Origin of the sequence: Vibrio sp. 947 (assembly GCF_033339115.1) — a bacterium.
GTDB classification, from domain to species: domain Bacteria; phylum Pseudomonadota; class Gammaproteobacteria; order Enterobacterales; family Vibrionaceae; genus Vibrio; species Vibrio alginolyticus.
Window position 1 is genome coordinate 41,827 of record NZ_JAWOTX010000009.1, and the last position, 22,010, is coordinate 63,836.

16 protein-coding genes and 4 tRNA genes are annotated in these 22,010 nt (G+C 44.2%); 8 read left to right on the plus strand and 12 right to left on the minus strand.

Annotation, left to right across the window (positions count from 1 at the left end; translation table 11 throughout):
* Positions 1-34: 34 nt before the first annotated feature.
* From nrdA to yfaE, 3 genes are all read left to right on the plus strand, one after another.
* Entirely contained in the window at positions 35-2,317 is a 2,283-nt protein-coding gene (nrdA, locus tag R7Q39_RS13275; RefSeq protein WP_005376819.1) for a class 1a ribonucleoside-diphosphate reductase subunit alpha, read from the plus strand.
* An 83-nt stretch (positions 2,318-2,400) separates the two neighbouring features.
* Positions 2,401-3,534 (plus strand): class Ia ribonucleoside-diphosphate reductase subunit beta, encoded by a 1,134-nt coding sequence (gene nrdB / locus R7Q39_RS13280; RefSeq protein ID WP_005376818.1) that lies wholly within the window; start codon positions 2,401-2,403, stop codon positions 3,532-3,534.
* The gene (gene yfaE, locus R7Q39_RS13285; RefSeq protein ID WP_005376817.1) at positions 3,534-3,815 is read left to right on the plus strand and encodes a class I ribonucleotide reductase maintenance protein YfaE; all 282 of its coding nucleotides are present in this window, start codon (positions 3,534-3,536) and stop codon (positions 3,813-3,815) included. Before nrdB ends, yfaE begins: the two co-directional genes overlap by 1 nt.
* A gap of 96 nt (positions 3,816-3,911) precedes the next feature.
* Here yfaE and R7Q39_RS13290 read toward each other — a convergent pair whose 3' ends face one another.
* The gene (locus tag R7Q39_RS13290) at positions 3,912-5,144 is read right to left on the minus strand and encodes a CinA family nicotinamide mononucleotide deamidase-related protein (protein WP_130545103.1); all 1,233 of its coding nucleotides are present in this window, start codon (positions 5,142-5,144) and stop codon (positions 3,912-3,914) included.
* Positions 5,145-5,335: 191 nt separating this feature from the next.
* Between R7Q39_RS13290 and R7Q39_RS13295 the strand changes: the two genes are divergently transcribed.
* Together R7Q39_RS13295 and R7Q39_RS13300 are read left to right on the plus strand one after the other, a co-directional pair.
* On the plus strand, positions 5,336-6,238 hold the full coding sequence (locus R7Q39_RS13295; protein WP_005376815.1) for a DUF3943 domain-containing protein: 903 nt from the start codon (positions 5,336-5,338) through the stop codon (positions 6,236-6,238).
* Between the two features lie 221 nt (positions 6,239-6,459).
* Complete coding sequence (locus R7Q39_RS13300) at positions 6,460-6,972, plus strand: glycine cleavage system protein R (protein ID WP_005376814.1); 513 nt, start codon at positions 6,460-6,462, stop codon at positions 6,970-6,972.
* 77 nt (positions 6,973-7,049) lie between these two features.
* Here R7Q39_RS13300 and nspC read toward each other — a convergent pair whose 3' ends face one another.
* From nspC to uvrY, 10 genes are all read right to left on the minus strand, one after another.
* Complete coding sequence (gene nspC / locus R7Q39_RS13305; RefSeq protein WP_318076367.1) at positions 7,050-8,183, minus strand: carboxynorspermidine decarboxylase; 1,134 nt, start codon at positions 8,181-8,183, stop codon at positions 7,050-7,052.
* A gap of 103 nt (positions 8,184-8,286) precedes the next feature.
* The gene (locus R7Q39_RS13310; RefSeq protein WP_012841628.1) at positions 8,287-9,531 is read right to left on the minus strand and encodes a carboxynorspermidine synthase; all 1,245 of its coding nucleotides are present in this window, start codon (positions 9,529-9,531) and stop codon (positions 8,287-8,289) included.
* A gap of 18 nt (positions 9,532-9,549) precedes the next feature.
* Entirely contained in the window at positions 9,550-12,426 is a 2,877-nt protein-coding gene (locus R7Q39_RS13315) for a pyridoxal phosphate-dependent class III aminotransferase (protein WP_222716529.1), read from the minus strand.
* Between the two features lie 898 nt (positions 12,427-13,324).
* A tRNA-Gly gene (locus tag R7Q39_RS13320) sits at positions 13,325-13,400 on the minus strand.
* Positions 13,401-13,413: 13 nt separating this feature from the next.
* Positions 13,414-13,500: transfer RNA gene (locus R7Q39_RS13325), tRNA-Leu, on the minus strand.
* 77 nt (positions 13,501-13,577) lie between these two features.
* A tRNA-Gly gene (locus R7Q39_RS13330) sits at positions 13,578-13,653 on the minus strand.
* A gap of 36 nt (positions 13,654-13,689) precedes the next feature.
* Positions 13,690-13,763 (minus strand) — tRNA-Cys (locus R7Q39_RS13335).
* 463 nt (positions 13,764-14,226) lie between these two features.
* Complete coding sequence (pgsA, locus tag R7Q39_RS13340; protein WP_005394805.1) at positions 14,227-14,784, minus strand: CDP-diacylglycerol--glycerol-3-phosphate 3-phosphatidyltransferase; 558 nt, start codon at positions 14,782-14,784, stop codon at positions 14,227-14,229.
* Between the two features lie 46 nt (positions 14,785-14,830).
* Positions 14,831-16,663 carry an excinuclease ABC subunit UvrC gene (gene uvrC / locus R7Q39_RS13345; protein WP_203345909.1) on the minus strand — a complete coding sequence of 611 codons (1,833 nt, stop codon included), beginning with the start codon at positions 16,661-16,663 and terminating at the stop codon, positions 14,831-14,833.
* A gap of 1 nt (position 16,664) precedes the next feature.
* Positions 16,665-17,309, minus strand: coding sequence for a UvrY/SirA/GacA family response regulator transcription factor (gene uvrY / locus R7Q39_RS13350; RefSeq protein ID WP_005386783.1), 645 nt, complete (start codon positions 17,307-17,309; stop codon positions 16,665-16,667).
* A 427-nt stretch (positions 17,310-17,736) separates the two neighbouring features.
* Between uvrY and R7Q39_RS13355 the strand changes: the two genes are divergently transcribed.
* Positions 17,737-20,100: a DNA polymerase II gene (locus R7Q39_RS13355; protein WP_205390931.1), complete on the plus strand. Its 2,364-nt coding sequence runs from the start codon at positions 17,737-17,739 to the stop codon at positions 20,098-20,100.
* Here the strand turns inward: R7Q39_RS13355 and R7Q39_RS13360 are convergent.
* Positions 20,097-20,864, minus strand: a complete 768-nt coding sequence (locus tag R7Q39_RS13360; protein ID WP_318076368.1) for a nucleotidyltransferase domain-containing protein — start codon at positions 20,862-20,864, stop codon at positions 20,097-20,099. The genes R7Q39_RS13355 and R7Q39_RS13360 overlap by 4 nt on opposite strands.
* Before the next feature lie 194 nt (positions 20,865-21,058).
* On the opposite strand from R7Q39_RS13360, the gene yeiP reads away from it, so the two are divergent.
* Positions 21,059-21,625 (plus strand): elongation factor P-like protein YeiP, encoded by a 567-nt coding sequence (gene yeiP / locus R7Q39_RS13365; protein WP_005376801.1) that lies wholly within the window; start codon positions 21,059-21,061, stop codon positions 21,623-21,625.
* A 2-nt stretch (positions 21,626-21,627) separates the two neighbouring features.
* The gene (locus tag R7Q39_RS13370) at positions 21,628-21,948 is read left to right on the plus strand and encodes an HI1450 family dsDNA-mimic protein (RefSeq protein ID WP_005376800.1); all 321 of its coding nucleotides are present in this window, start codon (positions 21,628-21,630) and stop codon (positions 21,946-21,948) included.
* Positions 21,949-22,010 lie beyond the last annotated feature (62 nt).

Below are 22,010 nucleotides of genomic sequence, written 5' to 3' on the forward strand. Positions count from 1 at the left end.
GCTTTTATCAGTTTTCTTAGGGAAATAAAGCAGAATGAACCAACAACTTACCGTCACCAAGCGTGATGGCCGTAAAGAAAGTATCGATCTGGATAAAATCCACCGCGTTATCACTTGGGCAGCAGAAGGTCTAGATAATGTTTCGGTTTCTCAAGTAGAACTTCGCGCTCACATCCAGTTTTACGACGGCATCACAACGACAGATATTCACGAGACAATCATCAAGTCTGCGGCAGACCTGATCTCTGAAGAGACTCCGGATTACCAATACCTAGCTGCTCGCCTAGCGGTATTCCATCTGCGTAAAAAAGCGTATGGCCAATACGAGCCACCAACGCTTTATGATCACGTGTCTCGCCTCGTCGATATGGGTAAGTACGATCAACATATTCTAGAAGACTACACAAAAGCAGAACTCGACGAACTTGATGCGTACCTCGACCATAAACGCGACCTAAACTTCTCATACGCGGCAGTTAAGCAGCTAGAGGGTAAGTACTTCGTACAGAACCGTGTTACGGGCCAAATTTACGAAAGTGCTCAGTTCTTATACATCCTTGTAGCAGCGTGCTTATTTGCGAAATATCCAAAAGCGACACGTCTTGATTACATCAAACGTTTCTACGATGCGACATCGACATTTAAGATTTCTCTACCTACGCCAATTATGTCTGGCGTGCGTACCCCTACTCGCCAGTTCAGCTCATGTGTTCTGATCGAGTGTGGAGACAGTCTTGATTCTATTAACGCAACAGCAAGCTCAATTGTTCGTTATGTATCTCAGCGCGCTGGTATTGGTATCAACGCAGGTCGTATCCGTGCATTAGGCTCAGAGATTCGCGGTGGTGAAGCATTCCACACTGGTTGTATTCCGTTCTACAAGTACTTCCAAACAGCAGTAAAATGTTGTTCACAAGGTGGTGTACGTGGTGGCGCAGCTACTGTTTTCTACCCAATGTGGCACGGTGAAGCACGCTCACTAATGGTACTTAAGAACAACCGTGGTGTTGAAGAAAACCGTGTTCGTCACATGGACTACGGTGTTCAGTTAAACAAACTGATGTACCAACGTTTAGTTGAAGGCGGCAATATTACGCTATTCTCACCATCTGATGTACCTGGTCTGTACGACGCATTCTTCGAAAACCAAGAAGAGTTTGAGCGTCTATACGTGAAGTACGAGAACGATCCTTCAATCAAGAAAGAAACGGTTAAAGCGATTGAAATGTTCACTCTGCTAATGCAAGAGCGTGCATCAACGGGTCGTATCTACATCCAGAACGTGGACCACTGTAATACTCACAGCCCATTTGATTCTGAAGTCGCTCCAGTTCGTCAGTCGAACCTATGTTTAGAAATCGCACTGCCAACGAAACCATTAACTAACGTTGAAGATGACTCAGGCGAGATCGCACTTTGTACGCTTTCTGCATTCAACTTAGGTGCTATCAAGTCTCTAGATGATTTCGAAGAGCTATCCGATCTTGTTGTTCGTGCGTTAGATGCACTGCTTGATTACCAAGATTACCCTCTACCAGCGGCATACAAATCGACTATGAACCGTCGTACGCTAGGTGTTGGTGTGATTAACTTTGCTTACTACTTAGCGAAGAATGGCGTCAAATACTCTGACGGTAGCGCGAACGGCCTAACTCACCGTACGTTCGAAGCAATGCAGTACTACCTATTGAAAGCATCTGTAGCACTGGCGAAAGAACAAGGTAAGTGTCCTTCATTCGACGAGACGAACTACGCGAAAGGCTTACTGCCGATTGATACGTATAAGAAAGATATCGACCTAATTTGTGACGAAGCGCTGCACTACGACTGGGACAGCCTACGTAAAGAAATTATGGAGCACGGCCTACGTAACTCAACACTGACTGCGCTAATGCCTTCTGAGACTTCTTCTCAGATTTCAAACGCAACTAACGGTATTGAGCCACCACGTGGTTACGTTTCAGTAAAAGCTTCGAAAGACGGTATCCTGAAGCAAGTTGTACCAGAGTTCACAGAACTTAAAGACAGCTATGAACTGCTTTGGAATATCGGTTCGAACGACGGTTATCTACACCTTGTGGGTATTATGCAGAAGTTTGTTGACCAAGCTATCTCTGCTAATACTAACTACGACCCGTCACGTTACGAGACTGGCAAGGTTCCAATGAAGAAACTACTTCAAGACCTGCTAACAGCGTATAAGTTTGGTGTGAAAACGCTTTACTACCACAACACTCGTGATGGCGCGAAAGATGAACAGAAAGACGCTGTTCAACCACAAGATGACGATTGTGCTGGCGGCGGTTGTAAGATTTAATCTTCCCGTACCTAGCGAACCCGTAAAGACAGACTATCGATAACCTCCCCCTTACGGGGAGGTTTAAAAGGAATTGAGGCATTATGGCTTACAGTACTTTTAACCAAAAAAAGAATGACCAATTGAAGGAACCAATGTTCCTAGGTCAATCAGTAAACGTTGCACGTTACGACCAACAAAAGTTTGAGATTTTCGAAAAACTTATCGAGAAACAACTTTCTTTCTTCTGGCGTCCAGAAGAAGTAGACGTATCTAGCGACCGTATCGATTACAACAAACTGCCAGATCACGAGAAGCACATCTTCATCTCTAACTTGAAGTACCAAACGCTTCTTGACTCTATCCAAGGCCGCAGCCCTAACGTGGCACTGCTGCCGCTTGTTTCTCTGCCAGAACTAGAGACTTGGATTGAGACTTGGTCTTTCTCTGAAACGATTCACTCTCGTTCTTACACACACATTATTCGTAACATCGTGAACGACCCTGCTGTGGTGTTTGATGATATCGTTGAGAACGAGCACATTCTGAAGCGTGCAAAAGACATCGCGCACTACTACGACGATTTGATTCAAGCGACGAATGATTACCATCGCTACGGTGAAGGTGAGCATGTCCTTAACGGTGAAACGGTTAAGGTTAGTCTGTACGATCTTAAGAAGAAGCTGTACATCTGTTTGATGTCTGTTAACGCATTAGAAGCTATTCGTTTTTACGTCAGTTTCGCATGTTCTTTCGCTTTCGCAGAACGCGAACTAATGGAAGGTAACGCGAAAATCATCAAGCTGATCGCTCGTGACGAAGCACTTCACTTAAACGGCACGCAGCACATGATCAACCTGCTACGTAACGGTCAAGATGACTTCACTTTCATGCAAATCGCAGAAGAGGCAAAACAGGACTGTTTTGACCTATTCAAAGAAGCGGCTGAGCAAGAAAAAGAGTGGGCAGAGTATCTATTCAAAGATGGCTCTATGATCGGTCTAAACAAAGACATCCTAAGCCAATACGTTGAATACATCACAAATATTCGTATGCAAGCGGTAGGTCTACCAGCAGCGTATCCAGAAGCAACAACTAACCCAATTCCATGGATTAACGCTTGGTTGTCTTCAGATAACGTTCAAGTTGCGCCTCAAGAAGCAGAAATCTCTTCTTACCTTGTGGGTCAAATTGACAATGAAGTTCGCGCAGATGACTTCGAAGGATTCGAGCTGTAATGGCAACACTCAAAATCAACAAACTGATCAGCATTGAATCCAACCCTTCCAATACGATTTTGGAAACAATGGAGCAAGCTGGCCTATTACCAGAATACAACTGCCGTGATGGGCACTGCGGCGCCTGTCGCTGCAAATTGGAGTCTGGTGAAGTGGAGTATGTTGGTTTTGCCATGGCTTACACACAAAGTGATGAAATATTACCTTGTATCTGTAAAGCAAAATCAGATTTGTCACTTAGCGGCGTTAACTACGCGATGAAAGAAAAGCAGCGCGCATAACGTTGACTCGACGGTATAAAATGCAAAAGCCAAGGCAATCACCTTGGCTTTTTTGTCTCTGTGTTTTGTCTCTCAGACTATTGTATAGAGCTTTGGTTATAAAGCACTGCTCGGGAGGTGCATCTCTTTAACTTTCTCTAAAAATGCATAATGCGCAAACATCGGTTTACGTTCTAGGTAGCGACGCAACAAGTCTAGAGCTGCCGTGCTGATCACTTTAACTTGATCACTGCGCTGATACTTTTTCGAGAGTTTATATAACGCTCCCCACTCGCCTGACGGTGTCGATAAAGCGACGGAAAAAACACCCTCTTCAATATGGCCAGTAACGAGTGATAAATCCGTCCCACACTTCTCTCGCGTAGCGCCAGCCAGAGCAAACGTCTCTGCTAATGGATCTCCGCTGTTGGCCATCGCTTGAGTCAGGCTCGGTAGTACCCAACCATGACCTAGTTGCTTTTCAGCGTTTTCATCACTGTTTAGCCAGTACGTTAAGTATCCTCCGCTACTTTTTTCGGAGGTCGACACTGTTAGTCCTTTATCGACCAACAACTGGCCGACATTTTCAACCATAGGTAAGTCAATACTAACGGTATTACTTTCAAGGTGTTTATTAATTATCTGTACTAGTTTCAAACGCTGTTCAAGCTGATCTGAAGGACCAAAAAGTTTCACTTCAATAAAAGGCAAGTAAGAGCGATACCCTAGCTCATAGCCTTGAGGAAGTTTTAGCTGATCTAGCTTATCTGAAATACCGGATTCAGATAGACCAAACGTGTAGATTCGGCTACAACATGAACCTTGCACATCTGGAAACACTCTTCTCAGATCGGGAAGAATTTGCGTCTCTGCCATGAGCTTAAATTCACTTGGTACCCCCGGTGTGAAATAAAAAATGGCATCATTAATCAGCATTTTGAAACCGCAAGCAGTGCCTATCGGGTTGTCCAATATCTCTGCTGTTTCTGGCAGCATCGCTTGCTTTAAATTACTGTCCGGCATAGGGATGCCACGTCGAGCATACAAACTTTCTAGATGCTGCAACCACTCTTTGAATAGCACCAGTTTACAATCGGCGGCTCTCGCGGCGGCGGCAGCACTCATGTCATCCGTTGTAGGGCCTAAACCACCATTAACAATAACCACATCGTTGTTAAAGCTGAGCATTAAAAACTCTTCAACCAAACTCGATAGGCTATCGCCAACCGTTGAGCGCTTTGTTAAGCCAAATCCATGTTGATAAAACAGGCTAGACAACCATGCCGCATTAGTATCAACAATATCACCGTGGAGGACTTCCTCACCAGTACTAAGCATTGCTATTTTCACAACTGACTCCTGAACGTAAGCACAATCCTATTTTCGTTATAGCGCTTATTTTTCTTTTTATTTGGACAAATCTCGCCGAGGTTTGTTGGGACTAAATAAGGGTCAAGTGTTTAAATGATTGATGTTTTGAGGGATAATTACGAGCCCGAACATACACCATTAACTCGGAGACCTTTGTGTCAAAATCATCCATGTTCAAGACGACTCTAACAGGCCTTTGCTTGGCTTCGTCAGCGCTTGCGCACGCAAGTCACTATGACCTAAGCCGTCATACAGAGTTTTCTTACACACCTGATTGCTTGTCAGGTTACTGCGAAACGACGACTCTGTACACCTTCGAGGCTCAAAATCGCGGTGTTATGTATGAACAGAATAATGATGATTCGCTAAACCTTGACGCAGGGCTTCAGCCTAAACATCTCATCATCCCTCAAGATAAAGACTGGGATTATCTGATGGGTCAAACCTACACCATTCTAGGTCTCAGTATCGCGACCGTAGGCATGATGACTTTTCTTCCAGAAAGTATCACCAAATGGGACGAAGAAGACCGGGACATGAGTAAGTTGGGGCAAAAGTGGAAAGATAATGTCTCTGACGGCCCCGTTTGGGATCGTGATGAACATGTCCTCAACTACATCATGCACCCATATTTTGGCGGCGTTTACTACACGGCAGCACGTCACGCTGGCTATAATGAATTTCAGTCGTTTTTGTACTCCGCAACTATGTCGACGTTCTTTTGGGAGTATGGCGTAGAAGCGTTCGCAGAAGTACCGTCTTGGCAGGATATTTTTATCACACCATTCTTTGGTGCTGTTGTCGGTGAAATGATGTTAACGGCTGAGCAAGACATTATTGCCAACGGCGGCGAAGTTATGGGCTCTGAAACCGCAGGTGATGTTTCGCTCTTCTTCTTAAACCCTGTTGGACATATTCATTATTGGGTAACTGATGCATGGGGCGGTAGTGCAGAACTACAATTCAATTCATCACCTTGGTTTGGAAATCAAGATGTTGCAAAATTCGCCATGGACGCAGGCGCAAACTACGACAGTCAATTTTATGGTGTCGAGTTAAAAGTAACGTTCTAATCCTAAGTTGATACTCGGTAAAAAGCAGCCTTACGATGACTGCTTTTTTGTGCTCTGAACATTGTTTTAATTATTTCCATCACGAATTAGTGTTAAAAATTGACTTTCATCAAACATTACCCGCCCTTAGCACCTACACTAAATAAAAGGATTTATTCCAATAACTTAAGTAGCACGTTTATTCGTACTGCGTCCAAACCTTGATTCCAGGAGGGGACATTATGAACACCGTATTTATTGTTAATTTTGTCGGACAAGCGTCACCCGCCACGATTAAAGAGCTCGCTGCAATCACACACGAAAACGGTGGGAAATGGCTGATCAGCAAAGTAAACTTTATCGAAGACCAAGTTGCAGGTGTCATCAAAGTAGAGCTTCCAAGAGAAAATGCCGACATCGTTAAACAAGCGTTCTCTTCTTGTCAGACTCTTGTTGTTAGGTTCGTCGACTCTGAGCCTCACTCATATCGTGAAGACACTATCTTCCAACTTCGTTTAGATGCCAACGATAGAGCGGGTATTGTGAATGAAATTACTCACGTTCTCGATAATCAAGGTATCTCAATTTTAGATATGGATTGTCAGCGTGTATTCATTGCTGGAGGCGGAGGGGTAAGCTCTAGCTTATTCAGCGCTAAAATGGCGATAAAACTACCTAGCGAGCTAGAAATTGAAGACATAGCCAATGAGTTAGAATCTCTGAGTGAAGACACTCGTGTAATTGTAGAAAGCTAACTGCATACCTTTAACGCTTCCCCAATAAAAAGAGCAGCAATTCAGCTGCTCTTTGTCGTTCTAATACTCAATACGTTTTATTTCACTGACCACTGAGACATTGAACGTTTGAAATCAGAGTAGTCAAATTCATTCAGTTTTTGAATGTCACCATTCGAGCGTTCACAGTAGACCGACGGCATACGTAGACCGTTAAACCAGTTTAGTTTCACCATGGTGTAACCGGCACTATCTAGAATATGCAGACGCTGTCCTATCTCTAGAGGCTGTTCGAAGTTCGCCACGCAGAACTGGTCACCAGCCAAACAAGAGCACGAGCCGATCACATACTCATGTTCACCATTTTCAGATGCTTCAAGGATTGACGCTGGCTCATTGTAGATCAACGTATCTAAGCGGTGAGCTTCTGTGGCCGAATCGACAATCGCCGTCTTCTTTACGTTCTCTACAATATCAACCACAGTTACAACGAGATCAGTTGTCTTAGTAATTATCGCTTCACCCGGCTCTAAATACATTTGTACGCCGTGTTTCTCTGAGAACGCTTTAAGTGCTAACCCCAACTTCTCGATATCGTACCCCGGCCATGTGAAGAACACGCCGCCGCCCATGCTTACCCAGTCCAGCTTATCTAGGTACTCGCCAAACTGAGATGAAATAGCATCGAGTAAGCCGATAAACGCATCCACGTCTTTGTTCTCACAGTTCATGTGGAACATTACGCCATCAATACCATCAAAAATTTCCGGTTTGATGTGATCAGCCTGAACACCAAGACGAGAGAATTGACGCGCTGGGTTTGCTAAGTCTTGCCCTGCATAGCTCACACCTGGGTTCAGGCGCAAGCCAATCGATGCTTTACCTTCGACAATATGACGATAAGCCGCTAGCTGTGACTGAGAGTTAAAGATCATCTTGTCACAGATGTCCGCCACATCGCGAACGTCATCTTCGCTGTAACCCACGCTGTATGCGTGTGTCTCACCACCAAACGTTTCGTAGCCAAGCTTCACTTCAAACGGGCCAGAACTTGTTGTTCCGTCTAGGTAAGGCTTGATGATGTCGAATACACCCCATGTTGAGAAGCACTTCAGTGCTAATACAAGCTTCACACCAGAGATGTCTTTTAGCTGTTTTGCTTTCTCTAGATTCTCAATCAGCTTGTCTTCATTGATCATGAAGTATGGCGTTTTTAGTTCGTTTTGTTGCATTTTGATACCTTACGTCCCTTCGCCTTAGCAAAGGCACTATAAAATCGAACAAAGCCGACGCAAGTGCATCGGCTTAAACGTACAAATAAGAGTCGCTAAATTCTTACTTCAATTTATGGATAACAGGTTGTCCTGGCTCCAGTTCTTGAACATGCCAATCTAGACCAATAGATGGCATGGTTTCTAGAAATGGGTCTGGATCTAGCTGCTCCATGTTGAACACGCCTTTGTCTGCCCATTTGCCACGGAAGAACTGCAAAGCCGCAGTGATCGCTGGTACGCCAGTGGTGTATGAGATAGCTTGGTGTTCAACATCTTCGTATGCGACTTCGTGATCAGCGTTGTTGTAAATAAATACACTGCGCTCTTTACCATCTTTCTTACCTTGAACCCAAGTACCGATACACGTTAGGCCAGTGTAGCCTGGCGCGAGTGATGTTGGATCTGGTAGTAGTGCTTTTAGCACGTGCAAAGGTTGAACAACCGTACCGTCATGAAGCGTTAGTGGATCTGGGCTGAGTAGACCGATGTCGCGCATCACATTGAAGTAGTTTAGGTAACGGTCACCAAAGCCCATCCAGAATTCGATGCGTTTCGCAGGGATGAACTCTTGCATAGATCGAACTTCGTCGTGAGCCATTGAGTACACTTTGTGTGAACCACAATTCGGGAATTCAAACTCAAGCATACGTGAGTGACAAGGTACTTGTTTCCACTCGCCGTTTTCCCAGTAGAACGAATCGCCTTGAATCTCAAGCATGTTCGTTTCTGGATCAAAGTTAGTTGCGAACTTCTTACCGTGGTCGCCTGCGTTTACATCCATTACGTCGATAGTATCGATTTCATCGAACAGATGTTTCACTGCGTATGCGGCAAACACCGATACTACGCCCGGATCGAAACCAGCACCAAGAATACCTGTAATGCCCGCTTCTTCAAACTTCTCACGGTAACCCCACTGCCAATCGTAAGCTTGAGGTACTTGTTGGCCTTCAGAGCACAAATCAACCGCAACAGATGTATCAAGGTATGACACTTTAGCTTGGTAACATGCTTCCATAATAGACATGTTCACCCAAGGAGGACCTGCGTTGATCACTAAGTCAGGTTGTACTTCTTTAATTAAAGCAACTAAAGAATCTACGTCGTCCGCGTTTACCGCTCGCGCTTCTAATTTCTTAGTTGAATCTTTCAGATTGTTTTTCTTCTGAATCGATTCGATGATTTTCTCACACTTACCTACGGTACGTGATGCGATTGTGATATCACCCAGAACGTCGTTGTTTTGTGCTGCTTTATGTGCAACTACCCAGCCAACGCCGCCTGCACCAATCTGTAGAATTGCCATAGTTTTCCGTTACCTTTGTTAAACTAGCTCTGCCGCTAGCGTATTGATTTTTGAGAGCAAAGATTCAAAGTCCGCCGTCGTCAGACACGGGTTCAAAATCGTAAATTTCAATGCAGTTTTATCGTCGACAATGGTTTCACCCAATACCGCGATACCGCGTGTTAACGCTTCTAAGCGCAACGTTTTGTTCAGTTCATCAAGATCCGCTGATTCATGTGTCGCGCGGAACAGAACCGTAGATAGTGATGGTTCAGCCAACAACTCAAAGTGTTTGGTATCTCGAATCATGTCCGCCACTTCAAGCGTCTGTTCAAGCAAATGATCATACATATCGCCTAGGGCTTTTGGCCCTACGCTTTGCATCGTCATAAACACTTTGAGCGCATCAAAACGCTTAGTTGTCGCAATAGACTTATCCACCAAGTTCGGTAGTTCGTCGTGTTCGCGGTTCAAATAGTCTGCATGGTGAAGCAGGAATTTAAAGTTAGACTTGTCATTTACCAATAGCGCACCACAACTGATGGTTTGGTAAAACAGCTTATGGAAGTCTACGCTGATGGAATGTGCACGCTCACAACCTTTCAGACGCGCTTTTTGGCTACTTAGAATCAGAGCTCCACCGTATGCACCGTCGACATGCATCCACATGTCATGTTTCGCTGCCATATCGGCGATAAAGTCTAAGTCATCAATAGCACCGTGGTCCGTTGTGCCCGCTGTGCCAACAATGGCAAATGGGATCAAACCTTCTGCTTTGGCCTGATTGAGAACTTCGTCTAATTTAGTGACATCCATCGTTCCATCGGCATTAGCATCGACAGTCATGACCGCTTTTTCACCCAACCCCATCCAAGACGCTGATTTTTGAACCGTGAAGTGGGATTTTTTCGAACATACAATACGTAGCTTGTCTGCGTATTCAGGAAGGCCAAGCTTTTGAATTGAGTGTGCACTGAGTTTGTCAGCAATCCAATCTCGCGCAAGCATCAAACCCATTTGGTTACTTTGCGTGCCGCCGCTCGTGAAGATACCGTCCGCTTTTGCACCTAACTCATATTTATCGCATAACCAGTTCACAACTTTCTGTTCAACATAAGTCGCTGATGAAGCTTGATCCCATGAGTCCATCGACTGGTTCAAAGCCGCAATCATTGCCTCTGCCGCGATCGCTGGCATCAACGGTGGAGTATGTAGGTGAGCAATACAATCTGGATGTTGAGTAAAAATTGCGTTTTTCGCGACCAGCTCAGCAGCATCGTCGATAACGGATTTAAGAGGCGCATTTCCATTATCAAGATCAACGTCGTGAATCGCTGCTTCCAATGCTTTTGGATCCATACCTGAATACGGTGCAGTCACTTGTTCAAACACTGACTTCATTGCCGTAGTAGTGTGATTCATCACCGAAGCAAATTCATTGCTGCCCATCTCTCCAGTGTGGATGAAATGCTTCTTCCATTCATCTTGTGGCTGAGTTTCGATGTGACTACCGCCAGCGGCTAAAATCGCGTCTTCAAATACACGTAAAGCAAAGTCGATTTGCTCAAACGAGATGATAAGAGGAGGAAGGAAACGAATTACTGCGCCTTCGCGTCCACCTTTCTCAACGATCAAGCCACGCTCGAGTGCTGCGCGTTGAATAGAAAGTGTGAGTTCACTATCCGCTTGAGGTTCACCAAATTTATTGAGCTCACCGTCTGGATTTTTAATCTCCACGCCTAGCATCAAACCTTTGCCACGAACCTCTGCGATACAGTTCACACGCTTTTGAATACTTTCAAGGCCGTAGCGCAAGTACTGACCCGCAATATTGGCATGCTCAACAAGATTATCACGCTGGATAATTTCTAATGCTTTCGCACCAGAGACCATAGCTAGCTGGTTACCACGAAATGTACCTGTGTGCTCGCCCGGCTTCCATGTATCATGTTGCTTGTTGATAACCAATAGCGACATTGGTAAGCCACCACCAATTGCTTTTGATAAACACAGAATATCTGGAACAATGCCCGACTCTTCGAACGCGAAATTGTAGCCAGTTTTACCAACACCACACTGGATCTCATCGAAGATCAGTAAGATACCGTGTTCATCACAAATACGACGTAACTCTCGTAGCCAGAATGCTGGCGCAGGAACAACACCACCCTCACCTTGCACTGGCTCCACGATAATCGCGGCAGGCTTCATAATGCCTGACTCATCATCGTTTAAAAGACGATCGATATAGCGAATACTTGCTTTCGCACCTTCATCACCACCAAGCCCAAAAGGACAACGCAGGTTGTATGGGAAAGGCATAAAGTGCACATCCGACATCAAACCAGTTCGACGCGCTTTCGTGCCTAAGTTACCCATCATCCCCATCGTACCATTAGTCATACCATGGTATGCGCCACGGAAGGCAAACATAGTGTTGCGACCGGTAGTCTGTTTCGCGAGCTTGATAGCAGCTTCAACCGCATCAGCTCCAGACGGGCCACAAAATTGGATAACGCTGTTCTCGCTTAACTCTTGAGGAAGAAAAGATTTAACAGATTGAATAAACGTCGTTTTTGCTGATGTTGCAATATCTAGCGTCTGATATGGCAGTCCTGAATCTAATTGCTCTTTCAGAGCTTGGTTTATTTCAGGATGGTTATACCCCAAAGCTAGAGTGCCTGCCCCCGCAAGGCAGTCTAGAAAGATCTGTCCACGCGTATCTTCAACCAAGCACCCAAAGGCTTGTTTAATTGCGATCGGCAAACGACGTGGATAAGAACGTACTTCAGATTCATGCTCAGCCTGATCAATCAATACTTGATCTGGCGTTAAGTCATACGTTCCCTCAACGATAGGAACCTGAGACGAAAAAATGTTTGCGATATTGCTATCGACTTCAAAGGCAGTGCTCATACTACATAATCCCTTGAATTATAATAATTCTGTATCCTGTATTAATAATCATTAGAATGAAATTACAGGAGGTGTGAATACCCCTCCGCATTTGTCAGTGCATAAATGACAAATACAGATCATCCGCCACGATACTCGCGACTTTATATGTAAAAGGGATTAATCAAGGTTCTGTAATGCACCCGTTTTGTAAAACAGGACATTTCGGCAGTATGAAGCTGATTAGTGTGTGTTTATTCAAAGGTTTCAATGTTGGGTTTCCCATTAATATGCCGCGTTTACAGCATTAGTATCCCGTCTATCGACAAAAGGCTTTGCCGATACCTACCCTACGCAGTGTCACAATCAGCTTGAATGGTCACTACGCGTATCCCCCAGAGATCAAACGTTGTTAATTACGCTCCGAGATTGCGCGCGAATTTATCACAAAATAAAATCTTCTGGCAACGATTTTTCATATTAGTAACAGTGATGTAAATCACAACAAAACATACCCCATCGCAACTCGCATGTTCATATTCATGATCTATGCTTTTCTGCTTCTCTCAAACACCTGTTATTTAAACAAATATTCTTGAGATATCATCACCTCATCTAAACAGAGATGTAAGGTTGTGCTGCTTAATCGTAAAACATTCCTTTCTATATCCGGAACATTTAAAAAGATAGCATTCTCGTCACAGCTTTGCCTGGAGCAAGAGTGGTTATTCTCCACAAGTGATGGTTTAAACATAGACTAGTAGGAATGGCTAAGATGTTTTGCAGTGGCAGAATGAACAATCACTTGAGTCAATGAGACAAAGGGTTCGTTACTTAACGAAGTCTGTGACAGAAAAGAAATTTGAGATTTTCAAAAAATACGAAAAAGGCCTAACATTTTCATGTTAGGCCTTAAATCTGGAGCGACACACGAGGTTCGAACTCGTGACCTCAACCTTGGCAAGGTTGCGCTCTACCAACTGAGCTAGTGTCGCATTTAATATGAGATGGTGCCCCGGGCCGGACTTGAACCGGCACAACGCGAACGTCGAGGGATTTTAAATCCCTTGTGTCTACCAATTCCACCACCAGGGCACACAAATATTCTTTGTGATGCCTTTACAGAAAAGTAAAACACCATCTGATATCGCCAATGCCATATCAATAAAATTTGGAGCGACACACGAGGTTCGAACTCGTGACCTCAACCTTGGCAAGGTTGCGCTCTACCAACTGAGCTAGTGTCGCATTTTTCTCGAAAGCCATTCGCTCTCAAAAGAATAATGGAGGCGCCTCCCGGAGTCGAACCGAGGTCCACGGATTTGCAATCCGCTGCATAGCCACTCTGCCAAGGCGCCTCATTTGTGAATAAAGCTAAGCTTTTTCACCACCCTTTCGAGCCTTGCTCTCTTGGGTACGGGATGCATTCTACGGATTCGAGCGATCGAGTCAACACTATTTTTATTTTTTTAAATCGTTTGACTAGAATTTGTGCGAAAGACGATGGATTGCTTAGTTTTAATACTAAAAATCGCTTAAATACACTTGTTTATCATAAAACTTTGGCTACGCCTTACACTGCTGGCCGTGCGTTGCGTGCATTGAAGTATTAATAATCAGAAGACTCGCCTCTCTAAGACTCTCCAAGGACAAAAACAAGACTTAGATCACAAATAGAACTCTATCGAAGCAAAAGCCCCAGATACAAATTGCAAACATGGCCGTTAGCAAGCATTGAAAAGCGAGAGAAGCCAAAAAATGCTGTAGATTGTCTTAGATACAAAAAAGCAGGCTATTAAGCCTGCTTTCTAACATCAGAATTTAATGGTGCTCTTCATTCAACAGATCGTCTTTCGCAGCAGCCAAATATTGAATCATTGACCAATATGTCAAGAAAGTTGCCACATACAAGGCCGCAAAGCCTAGCCAAACCATCCATTCATCGTAACGCCATATCAACACCCATAAGGCGAACATTTGCGAAACAGTTTTTACTTTGCCAACCCAAGATACCGCAACACTTGCTCGCTTACCGATTTCAGCCATCCATTCTCGCAATGCTGAGATAATGATTTCTCGCGCAATCATCGTTACCGCAGGAATGGTCACCCAAATTGAATGATAATGTTCCGTGATTAGAATCAATGCCGTTGCCACTAGCACTTTATCAGCGACAGGATCAATAAACGCGCCAAAACGAGAAGTTTGGCCAAGTTTACGGGCCAACATGCCGTCAAGCCAGTCAGTAAAACCCGCTACCCAAAACACCATTGCTGCTGCAAACGGTGCCCATGAATAAGGTAGATAAAAGACAACCACAAAAACAGGGATTAGGAACAGTCTAAGAAGAGACAGAATGTTCGGGATATTCAAACGCATTTTATTATTCTCTTACACATTGCGGCTTAATGTTGCGCGATTTTCCTTATTGTTTCAATGCTTGGAAAATAATTTCTGCTAAAGAGTGACTTATTCCCGGTACTTTGGCGATTTCTTCGACACTTGCACGTTTAAGTTCTTGTAACCCACCCATGTACTTGAGTAACGCCTGACGTCGTTTAGGGCCGATTCCCTCAATCCCTTCGAGTGCACTCGTACGTCTGGTTTTACCTCGCTTAGCACGGTGCCCCGCTATAGCATGGTTATGGCTTTCATCACGAATATGTTGGATAAGATGCAGCGCAGGAGCATCGCTTGGTAAATGAAACTCGTCCCCATCGACTGTAATCAGCGTTTCTAAACCTGGTTTGCGAGTAACGCCTTTTGCAATACCAATCATGATAGGACGCTTTGGCCAATCCCCCCAGTACTGCGAAATGATGTCATGCGCACGATTTAACTGACCTTTACCGCCATCGATAAAGATGATGTCGGGAATTTTCTCTACGTCCAATTGCTTCGAATAACGGCGCTCCAACGCTTGTCCCATTGCTGCGTAATCATCACCACCGGTAATCCCAGTAATGTTGTAGCGACGATACTCTTGCTTTACGGGGCCTTCGTTGTTGAACACCACACATGACGCAATCGTGCTTTCCCCCATCGTATGGGAGATATCAAAACATTCCATTCGAGCTATAGACTCCAACTTCAATGTTTCGCGAAGCGCATGAAAACGCTGATTAATCGTCATCTTGTGATTGATTTTGGTGGTAATCGCCGTTAGTGCATTCGTGTTCGAAAGCTTGAGATACCTTGCTCGAGAGCCAGTTGGCGACGTATGAAAATGAACCTTACGGCCTGCCACTTCACTTAACGCTTTCTGTATTGGCGCAATATCTTCTGCCAACTCTTGATTCAAAATAATACGAGAAGGAATTGTACGTGCTTCGTTATGGCTCAAATAGTATTGAGTCAGAAAACTATCGAACACTTCCTGCTGGCTTGTATTTTGTGGGATTTTCGGAAAATGGCTACGGCTACCAAGCACTTTGCCTTGGCGTATCATCAGGATATGGATACACGCGATACCATTCTCCTGAGCAAACCCGAGTACATCCATATCATCCATGCTGTCTTCTGAGACGTACTGCTGCTCTTGAACACGCCTAATCGCTTGGATTTGATCGCGAAATTTAGCGGCATCTTCAAAGCGCAATTGCTGACTGGCATCTTCCATTTTCTCAATCAACTGTTTGAGTACTTGCTGATCTTTGCCTTGCAAAAACATGCGCACAAAGCCAACCAACTCTGCATATTCTTCATCAGAAATGATGGTATTAACGCATGGTCCTGCACAACGACCAATTTGGTACATCAAACATGGGCGCGTTCGGTTGGAATAGACAGTGTCTTCACACTGGCGCACAGGAAATATCTTTTGCAGCAAATGCAATGTTTCTCTTACTGCACCAGAATCTGGGTAGGGGCCAAAATATTCACCTTTGCGCTTCTTGGCGCCACGGTGGATAGAAAGCCGTGGGTGCTTATGACCGCTAATAAAGATATAAGGGTAAGACTTATCATCTCGCAGCAACACATTGTATTTCGGTAAATACTGCTTGATGTAGTTATGCTCTAAGATCAGCGCTTCTGTCTCAGTATGAGTCACCGTGACGTCTATTTTGGCGATATTACTGACAAGCGCGCGAGTTTTCTCACTGTCTACTTTTTTTCGAAAGTAGCTTGAAAGGCGCTTTTTAAGGTCTTTGGCTTTACCTACGTAGATTACAACAGCTTCGGCGTTGTACATTCTGTAAACGCCGGGCTGATGAGTTACTGTCTTGAGAAAGGAAGCCGAATCGAAAGGAGGATTCACGCTAAAGGGTCTCGGTGTCCAGCATTCCGTGGCGAATCGCTAAGTGAGTTAACTCAACGTCACCATTAATGTCCAATTTACTAAAGAGTCGGTAGCGATAGCTGTTGACTGTCTTTGGACTTAAATTAAGTTGCTCAGAAATATCCGTTACCTTTTGACCTTTGGTGATCATAAGCATGATCTGCAATTCACGTTCGGATAAGTCTTTAAAAGGGTTCTCAGAGGCTGGAGAAAATTGACTCAATGCCATCTGCTGCGCAATCTCTGGCGAGATGTAACGCTGCCCACTATTAACTACACGAATCGCATTCACCATTTCGTCAGGGCCAGCACCTTTGGTTAAATAACCAGACGCACCTGCCTGCATCACCTTGGTTGGAAACGGGTTTTCTGTATGAACGGTAAGTACGATGATTTTCACATCAGGATTCACGCGAAGAATTTTTTTAGTGGCTTCCAAGCCGCCAATTCCTGGCATGTTCATGTCCATTAAAACGACGTCAGCATGATTACTGCGACACCATTTTACTGCATCTTCACCGCTGTCAGCTTCTCCTGCTACGTTCATTCCACGGACGTCTTCAATAATACGTCGTATCCCTGTGCGAACCAGCTCGTGATCATCTACAAGGAAAACATTTATCAAACTTGTATCTCCACACTTTGTATTGGTTCTGCACCCACATAACCATTATTTGTTAAATGTGGATATCAGTATGACTGCCTATATACTAACGTAATCGACAAAAAATTGCTTTCTATGAATATGTGCTGAAACGCAAACTTTAGCAAGAACTTATTCATAAACCACTCTATTATTTTAGAGCGTGATGAGCAGAACCGAAATCTAAGAAAAGACAATTAACAACATTAAGTACAATAAATCAAGTAACTAGGTTTCATATTGCCCAGAGAAACACGCTATAACTTAAAATGACACTGTCCCTCTTGCACCAAAGACTAACTTGTAATCACTAATTCCAGCAAAAATTTGAGACGCTTTCTTTACTGGTTATTTTTACAGTTCTTAGTGTTAAACTAACGTTCTTCAAGTTTTCTAAGGTTTCTCACATTTGAATATTCAACAAGGCTTCCTGCTAACTCGACATGCACGAGACATCAAAGGTCAAACTCAAATCGAGCTGTGGCTTTCGACAGAAGCAGGCCCTACTCAGTTACTTATTAATGGTGAGAAGCCAGTATTTTTCATCGCTCAGAAACACTCAGAGCAAGCAAAGACACTCGCACGAGAAAAAAACATATTCGTCGACATCCGCCTTTTGGATCTCAAAACGTTTGAACATACGCCTCTTGCTGCCTGCTATACCAATGTAACCAGAGACACTCTCGCACTCAAAGACACATTCGCTCAAAAAGATATCACTACGTATGAAAGTGATATTCGCCTCGCCGATCGCTACCTAATGGAACGTTTTATCAAAGGCAGTATCGAGTTTACAGGCAATGTGACTCGCACCAATGGCTACCAACACGTCCAGAGCGCAAAATGCCGTGCGGGGCAATATGAGCCGAAGTTAAACGTTGTCTCGTTAGATCTAGAATGCTCTGAGAAAGGCATTCTTTACTCAATCGGATTAGACAGCGTCATGGATTCCCGCGTTATAATGATCGGAGAACCAGAACCTTCGGAGACACCGATACAATGGGTTAAGGATGAAAAAGCGCTTCTAGAAGCACTCATCGTTTGGTTTAAACAATTCGACCCCGATGTCATTGTCGGTTGGAACGTCATTGATTTTGACTTTCGTCTGCTACACAAACGAGCAGAATGGCACAACATGAAACTAATGCTTGGTAGAGCAGACCAAGCCAGCTTTTTCAGAAGTTCATCTCAAAGCCAACAAGGGTTTATTTCCATTCCAGGGCGAGTTGTAATGGACGGTATCGATACGTTAAAAACGGCGACTTATCACTTTCGGTCTTGGTCATTAGAGTCTGTATCTCAAGAACTCTTAGGGGAAGGGAAAGAAATCCACAACGTTCATGACCGCATGGATGAGATCAATCGTATGTACCGCTCCGACAAACCATCGCTGGCTAAATATAATTTACAAGACTGCGTGTTAGTGAATAAGATTTTCAATCACACTCACCTGCTAGACTTTGCAATAGAGCGCTCTCGTCTCACTGGTGTCGAACTGGATCGTGTCGGCGGTTCGGTTGCAGCATTCACAAACCTATACATGCCTCAGATACACCGAGCAGGCTACGTTGCTCCGAACCTACACCCTGAAAATTGGATTGCCAGCCCCGGAGGTTACGTGATGGACTCCATCCCTAACCTATATGATTCTGTTTTAGTATTGGATTTTAAGAGTCTATATCCATCGATTATTCGCTCTTTCTTGATTGATCCTATGGGTTTAGTTGAGGGGTTATTGCTCGATATTGGAAAAGAAGAAAATCAGGCTGTACCTGGCTTTCGCGGTGGGCAGTTCCATCGTACGAAACACTTTTTACCAGAAATGATTGAAAAGCTTTGGGCAGCACGTGATGTTGCAAAGAAGAACAATGAAAAAGCTTTTTCTCAGGCAATCAAAATCATCATGAACTCCTTTTATGGCGTACTGGGCTCATCGGGATGTCGTTTCTTTGATACTCGGTTAGCTTCTAGTATTACCATGCGCGGACATGAAATCATGAAGCAAACTAAGGTGCTGATTGAGGAGCAAGGATATCAAGTGATTTACGGCGATACGGATTCCACATTCGTGTCGTTGAATCGACCATACAGTCAAGTAGAAGCTGACGCTGTTGGAAATCAATTAGTTGATTACATCAACTCTTGGTGGCAAAAACACCTGCGTTCTGAGTACAACCTAACATCTATGTTGGAAATCGAGTATGAAACCCATTATCGCAGATTCCTTATGCCAACGATTCGTGGCGCGGAAACTGGCTCGAAAAAGCGCTATGCGGGTTTAATCGGTGAAGGAGAGCAAGAACGGATTGTATTTAAAGGGTTAGAAAGTGCCCGTACTGACTGGACCTCGTTAGCACAGAAATTTCAAAATACACTCTATAGCATGATTTTCCATGGTGAAGATCCAAGCGACTATGTCCGAGAGATGGTTGAGAAAACTAACAACGGTGAATTTGATGAACAGTTGGTGTATCAAAAGCGACTGCGAAGAAAACTGCATGAGTATCAGAAGAACGTCCCGCCACAAGTGCGTGCAGCTCGTTTAGCCGATGAGATAAATGCCAAGCTTGGCCGCCCATTACAGTATCAAAACAAAGGGCGAATTGAATACATTATTACCGTGAACGGCCCTGAACCTTATGAGTACCTCAATAGCCCGATTGATTATCAACATTACATTGATAAACAACTCAAACCCGTTGCGGATGCGATTCTCCCTTTCATTGGGACGGACTTTGACAGGCTTTCAGCGCCACAAATGGGGTTGTTTTAGCCGATACGAAACTCTGTTTTCTGGTACTGTTTGACTAACCAATCACCAAACGCATCAATTAGCCCGATAACAGAACGCTTGGGAATACCCCGGCCAGAAAGTAAAATTTCTAGCCGCTCGATCTCAAGCTGCTTTTCAGGATGATAAGTTAAGAATACCTTGCCACATTGTATAGGGTCATCAAACCAACGTTTATCTCGATACATCACCAAAGAGTATGACGCTCTTAGTAACTTTTTTGCAATCACGCGCTGGGTGGCCACCTGCTCTTCTATCGTCTTCGCTTGTACGATTTTTTTGCGATACACCGTAATCCAATCTTCCACATCCATATTCCAGTGCTTAGCAATTTCCCAACTTGGGACGTAATCACCGAAGCAGTCTGCTAGATCATCACCATAAACACAGACACAGCAATGCTTAAGCATAAAGCCCCAAGTAAAAATACTATCTAAATTAGCCACTTCGCTCACTAAGGCTGTACGGACCGATACACCATTAACGTGAGGGTAACTCTGCTGCGCACGCCACTTAATTGTGCTGAGCAAAGTCGCGCGATTGTGCTCAAAGGATGATTGAGTAACGACAACCAAGTCTAAGTTCGACTTCCCAACGATCGCTGTTTTGCGAGCAACACTACCGTATACATAAACGCTGTGTAAGTTTTGCCCCAGTCCACCTTTGAGACAAGCGGTGACTTCCCTAATTAAAGGCGCAAACTCTGGTTGAAATGGTTGTTTAGGATCGATAACAGGCAGAGACATGACTTAAAACGTGTTCTCAGATGGTTCAAGAAGTTGGACTATATGTTCTCTTAGCCGACTCACTGAATCAAGTCCATTCAGGTGTTTAGTCATGGGAGTAACAACAAATTTCTGCAATGAATTTTAATGCTAGGCGGCTAACTTAGCGCTATAATCACCGAGTTTTGCTTAATAAGTATGAATAGGAATATACAATGCCAAAGGCAAGTGAAATCAAAAAAGGCTTCGCAATCGAGTCTAATGGTAAAACTCTTCTAGTTAAAGACATCGAAGTAACGACTCCTGGCGGTCGTGGCGGCGCTAAAATCTACAAAATGCGTTGTACAGATCTAAACACGGGCGCACGTGTAGATGAGCGTTACAAGTCTGATGACGTTGTTGAAACGGTAGAAATGAACAAACGTGCAGTTGTGTACTCATACGCTGACGGAGATGAGCACATCTTCATGGATAACGAAGACTACTCACAATACACATTCAAGCACAATGAAGTTGAAGACGACATGCTGTTCATCAACGAAGATACACAAGGTATCCACATTATCCTTGTTAACGGTGCTGCAGTGGGTATTGAACTACCATCTTCTGTTGAGCTAGTGATTGAAGAAACTGACCCTTCAATCAAAGGTGCTTCTGCATCTGCTCGTACTAAACCAGCACGCTTCGCTTCAGGTCTTGTCATCCAGGTTCCTGAGTACATTGCAACTGGTGACCGTGTTATCATTAACACAGCTGAACGTAAATACATGAGCCGAGCATAAGCATGTCTGATTTGATTTCTTACGACGACGTCATCGACGCAGCGTACGACATTTTCCTTGAGATGGCTCCAGATAACCTAGAGCCTGCTGACGTGATTCTGTTTACTGCGCAATTTGAAGATCGTGGTGCCGCAGAACTTGTTGAAACCGGTGATGACTGGGTTGAACATGTTGGCTTCGAGATCGACAAAGAAGTATATGCAGAGGTTCGTATCGGCCTAGTAAATGAGGAAAATGACGTTCTTGATGACGTATTTGCTCGTATGCTAATCAGCCGAGACCCTGAACATAAGTTCTGCCATATGCTTTGGAAACGCGATTAACGTTTCTTCATCATGAACAAAGATACCAGCCTAGTGCTGGTATTTTTTTATCTGCTGTTTTT

Coding starts and splice junctions, on each gene's coding strand:
- yeiP (WP_005376801.1), top strand. CDS start 21,059: ATGCCAAAGGCAAGTGAAATCAAAAAAGGCTTCGCAATCGAGTCTAAT.
- R7Q39_RS13315 (WP_222716529.1), bottom strand. CDS start 12,426: ATGAGCACTGCCTTTGAAGTCGATAGCAATATCGCAAACATTTTTTCG.
- nrdA (WP_005376819.1), top strand. CDS start 35: ATGAACCAACAACTTACCGTCACCAAGCGTGATGGCCGTAAAGAAAGT.
- R7Q39_RS13300 (WP_005376814.1), top strand. CDS start 6,460: ATGAACACCGTATTTATTGTTAATTTTGTCGGACAAGCGTCACCCGCC.
- R7Q39_RS13360 (WP_318076368.1), bottom strand. CDS start 20,864: ATGTCTCTGCCTGTTATCGATCCTAAACAACCATTTCAACCAGAGTTT.
- R7Q39_RS13295 (WP_005376815.1), top strand. CDS start 5,336: ATGTTCAAGACGACTCTAACAGGCCTTTGCTTGGCTTCGTCAGCGCTT.
- nspC (WP_318076367.1), bottom strand. CDS start 8,183: ATGCAACAAAACGAACTAAAAACGCCATACTTCATGATCAATGAAGAC.
- R7Q39_RS13310 (WP_012841628.1), bottom strand. CDS start 9,531: ATGGCAATTCTACAGATTGGTGCAGGCGGCGTTGGCTGGGTAGTTGCA.
- nrdB (WP_005376818.1), top strand. CDS start 2,401: ATGGCTTACAGTACTTTTAACCAAAAAAAGAATGACCAATTGAAGGAA.
- R7Q39_RS13370 (WP_005376800.1), top strand. CDS start 21,628: ATGTCTGATTTGATTTCTTACGACGACGTCATCGACGCAGCGTACGAC.
- pgsA (WP_005394805.1), bottom strand. CDS start 14,784: ATGCGTTTGAATATCCCGAACATTCTGTCTCTTCTTAGACTGTTCCTA.
- yfaE (WP_005376817.1), top strand. CDS start 3,534: ATGGCAACACTCAAAATCAACAAACTGATCAGCATTGAATCCAACCCT.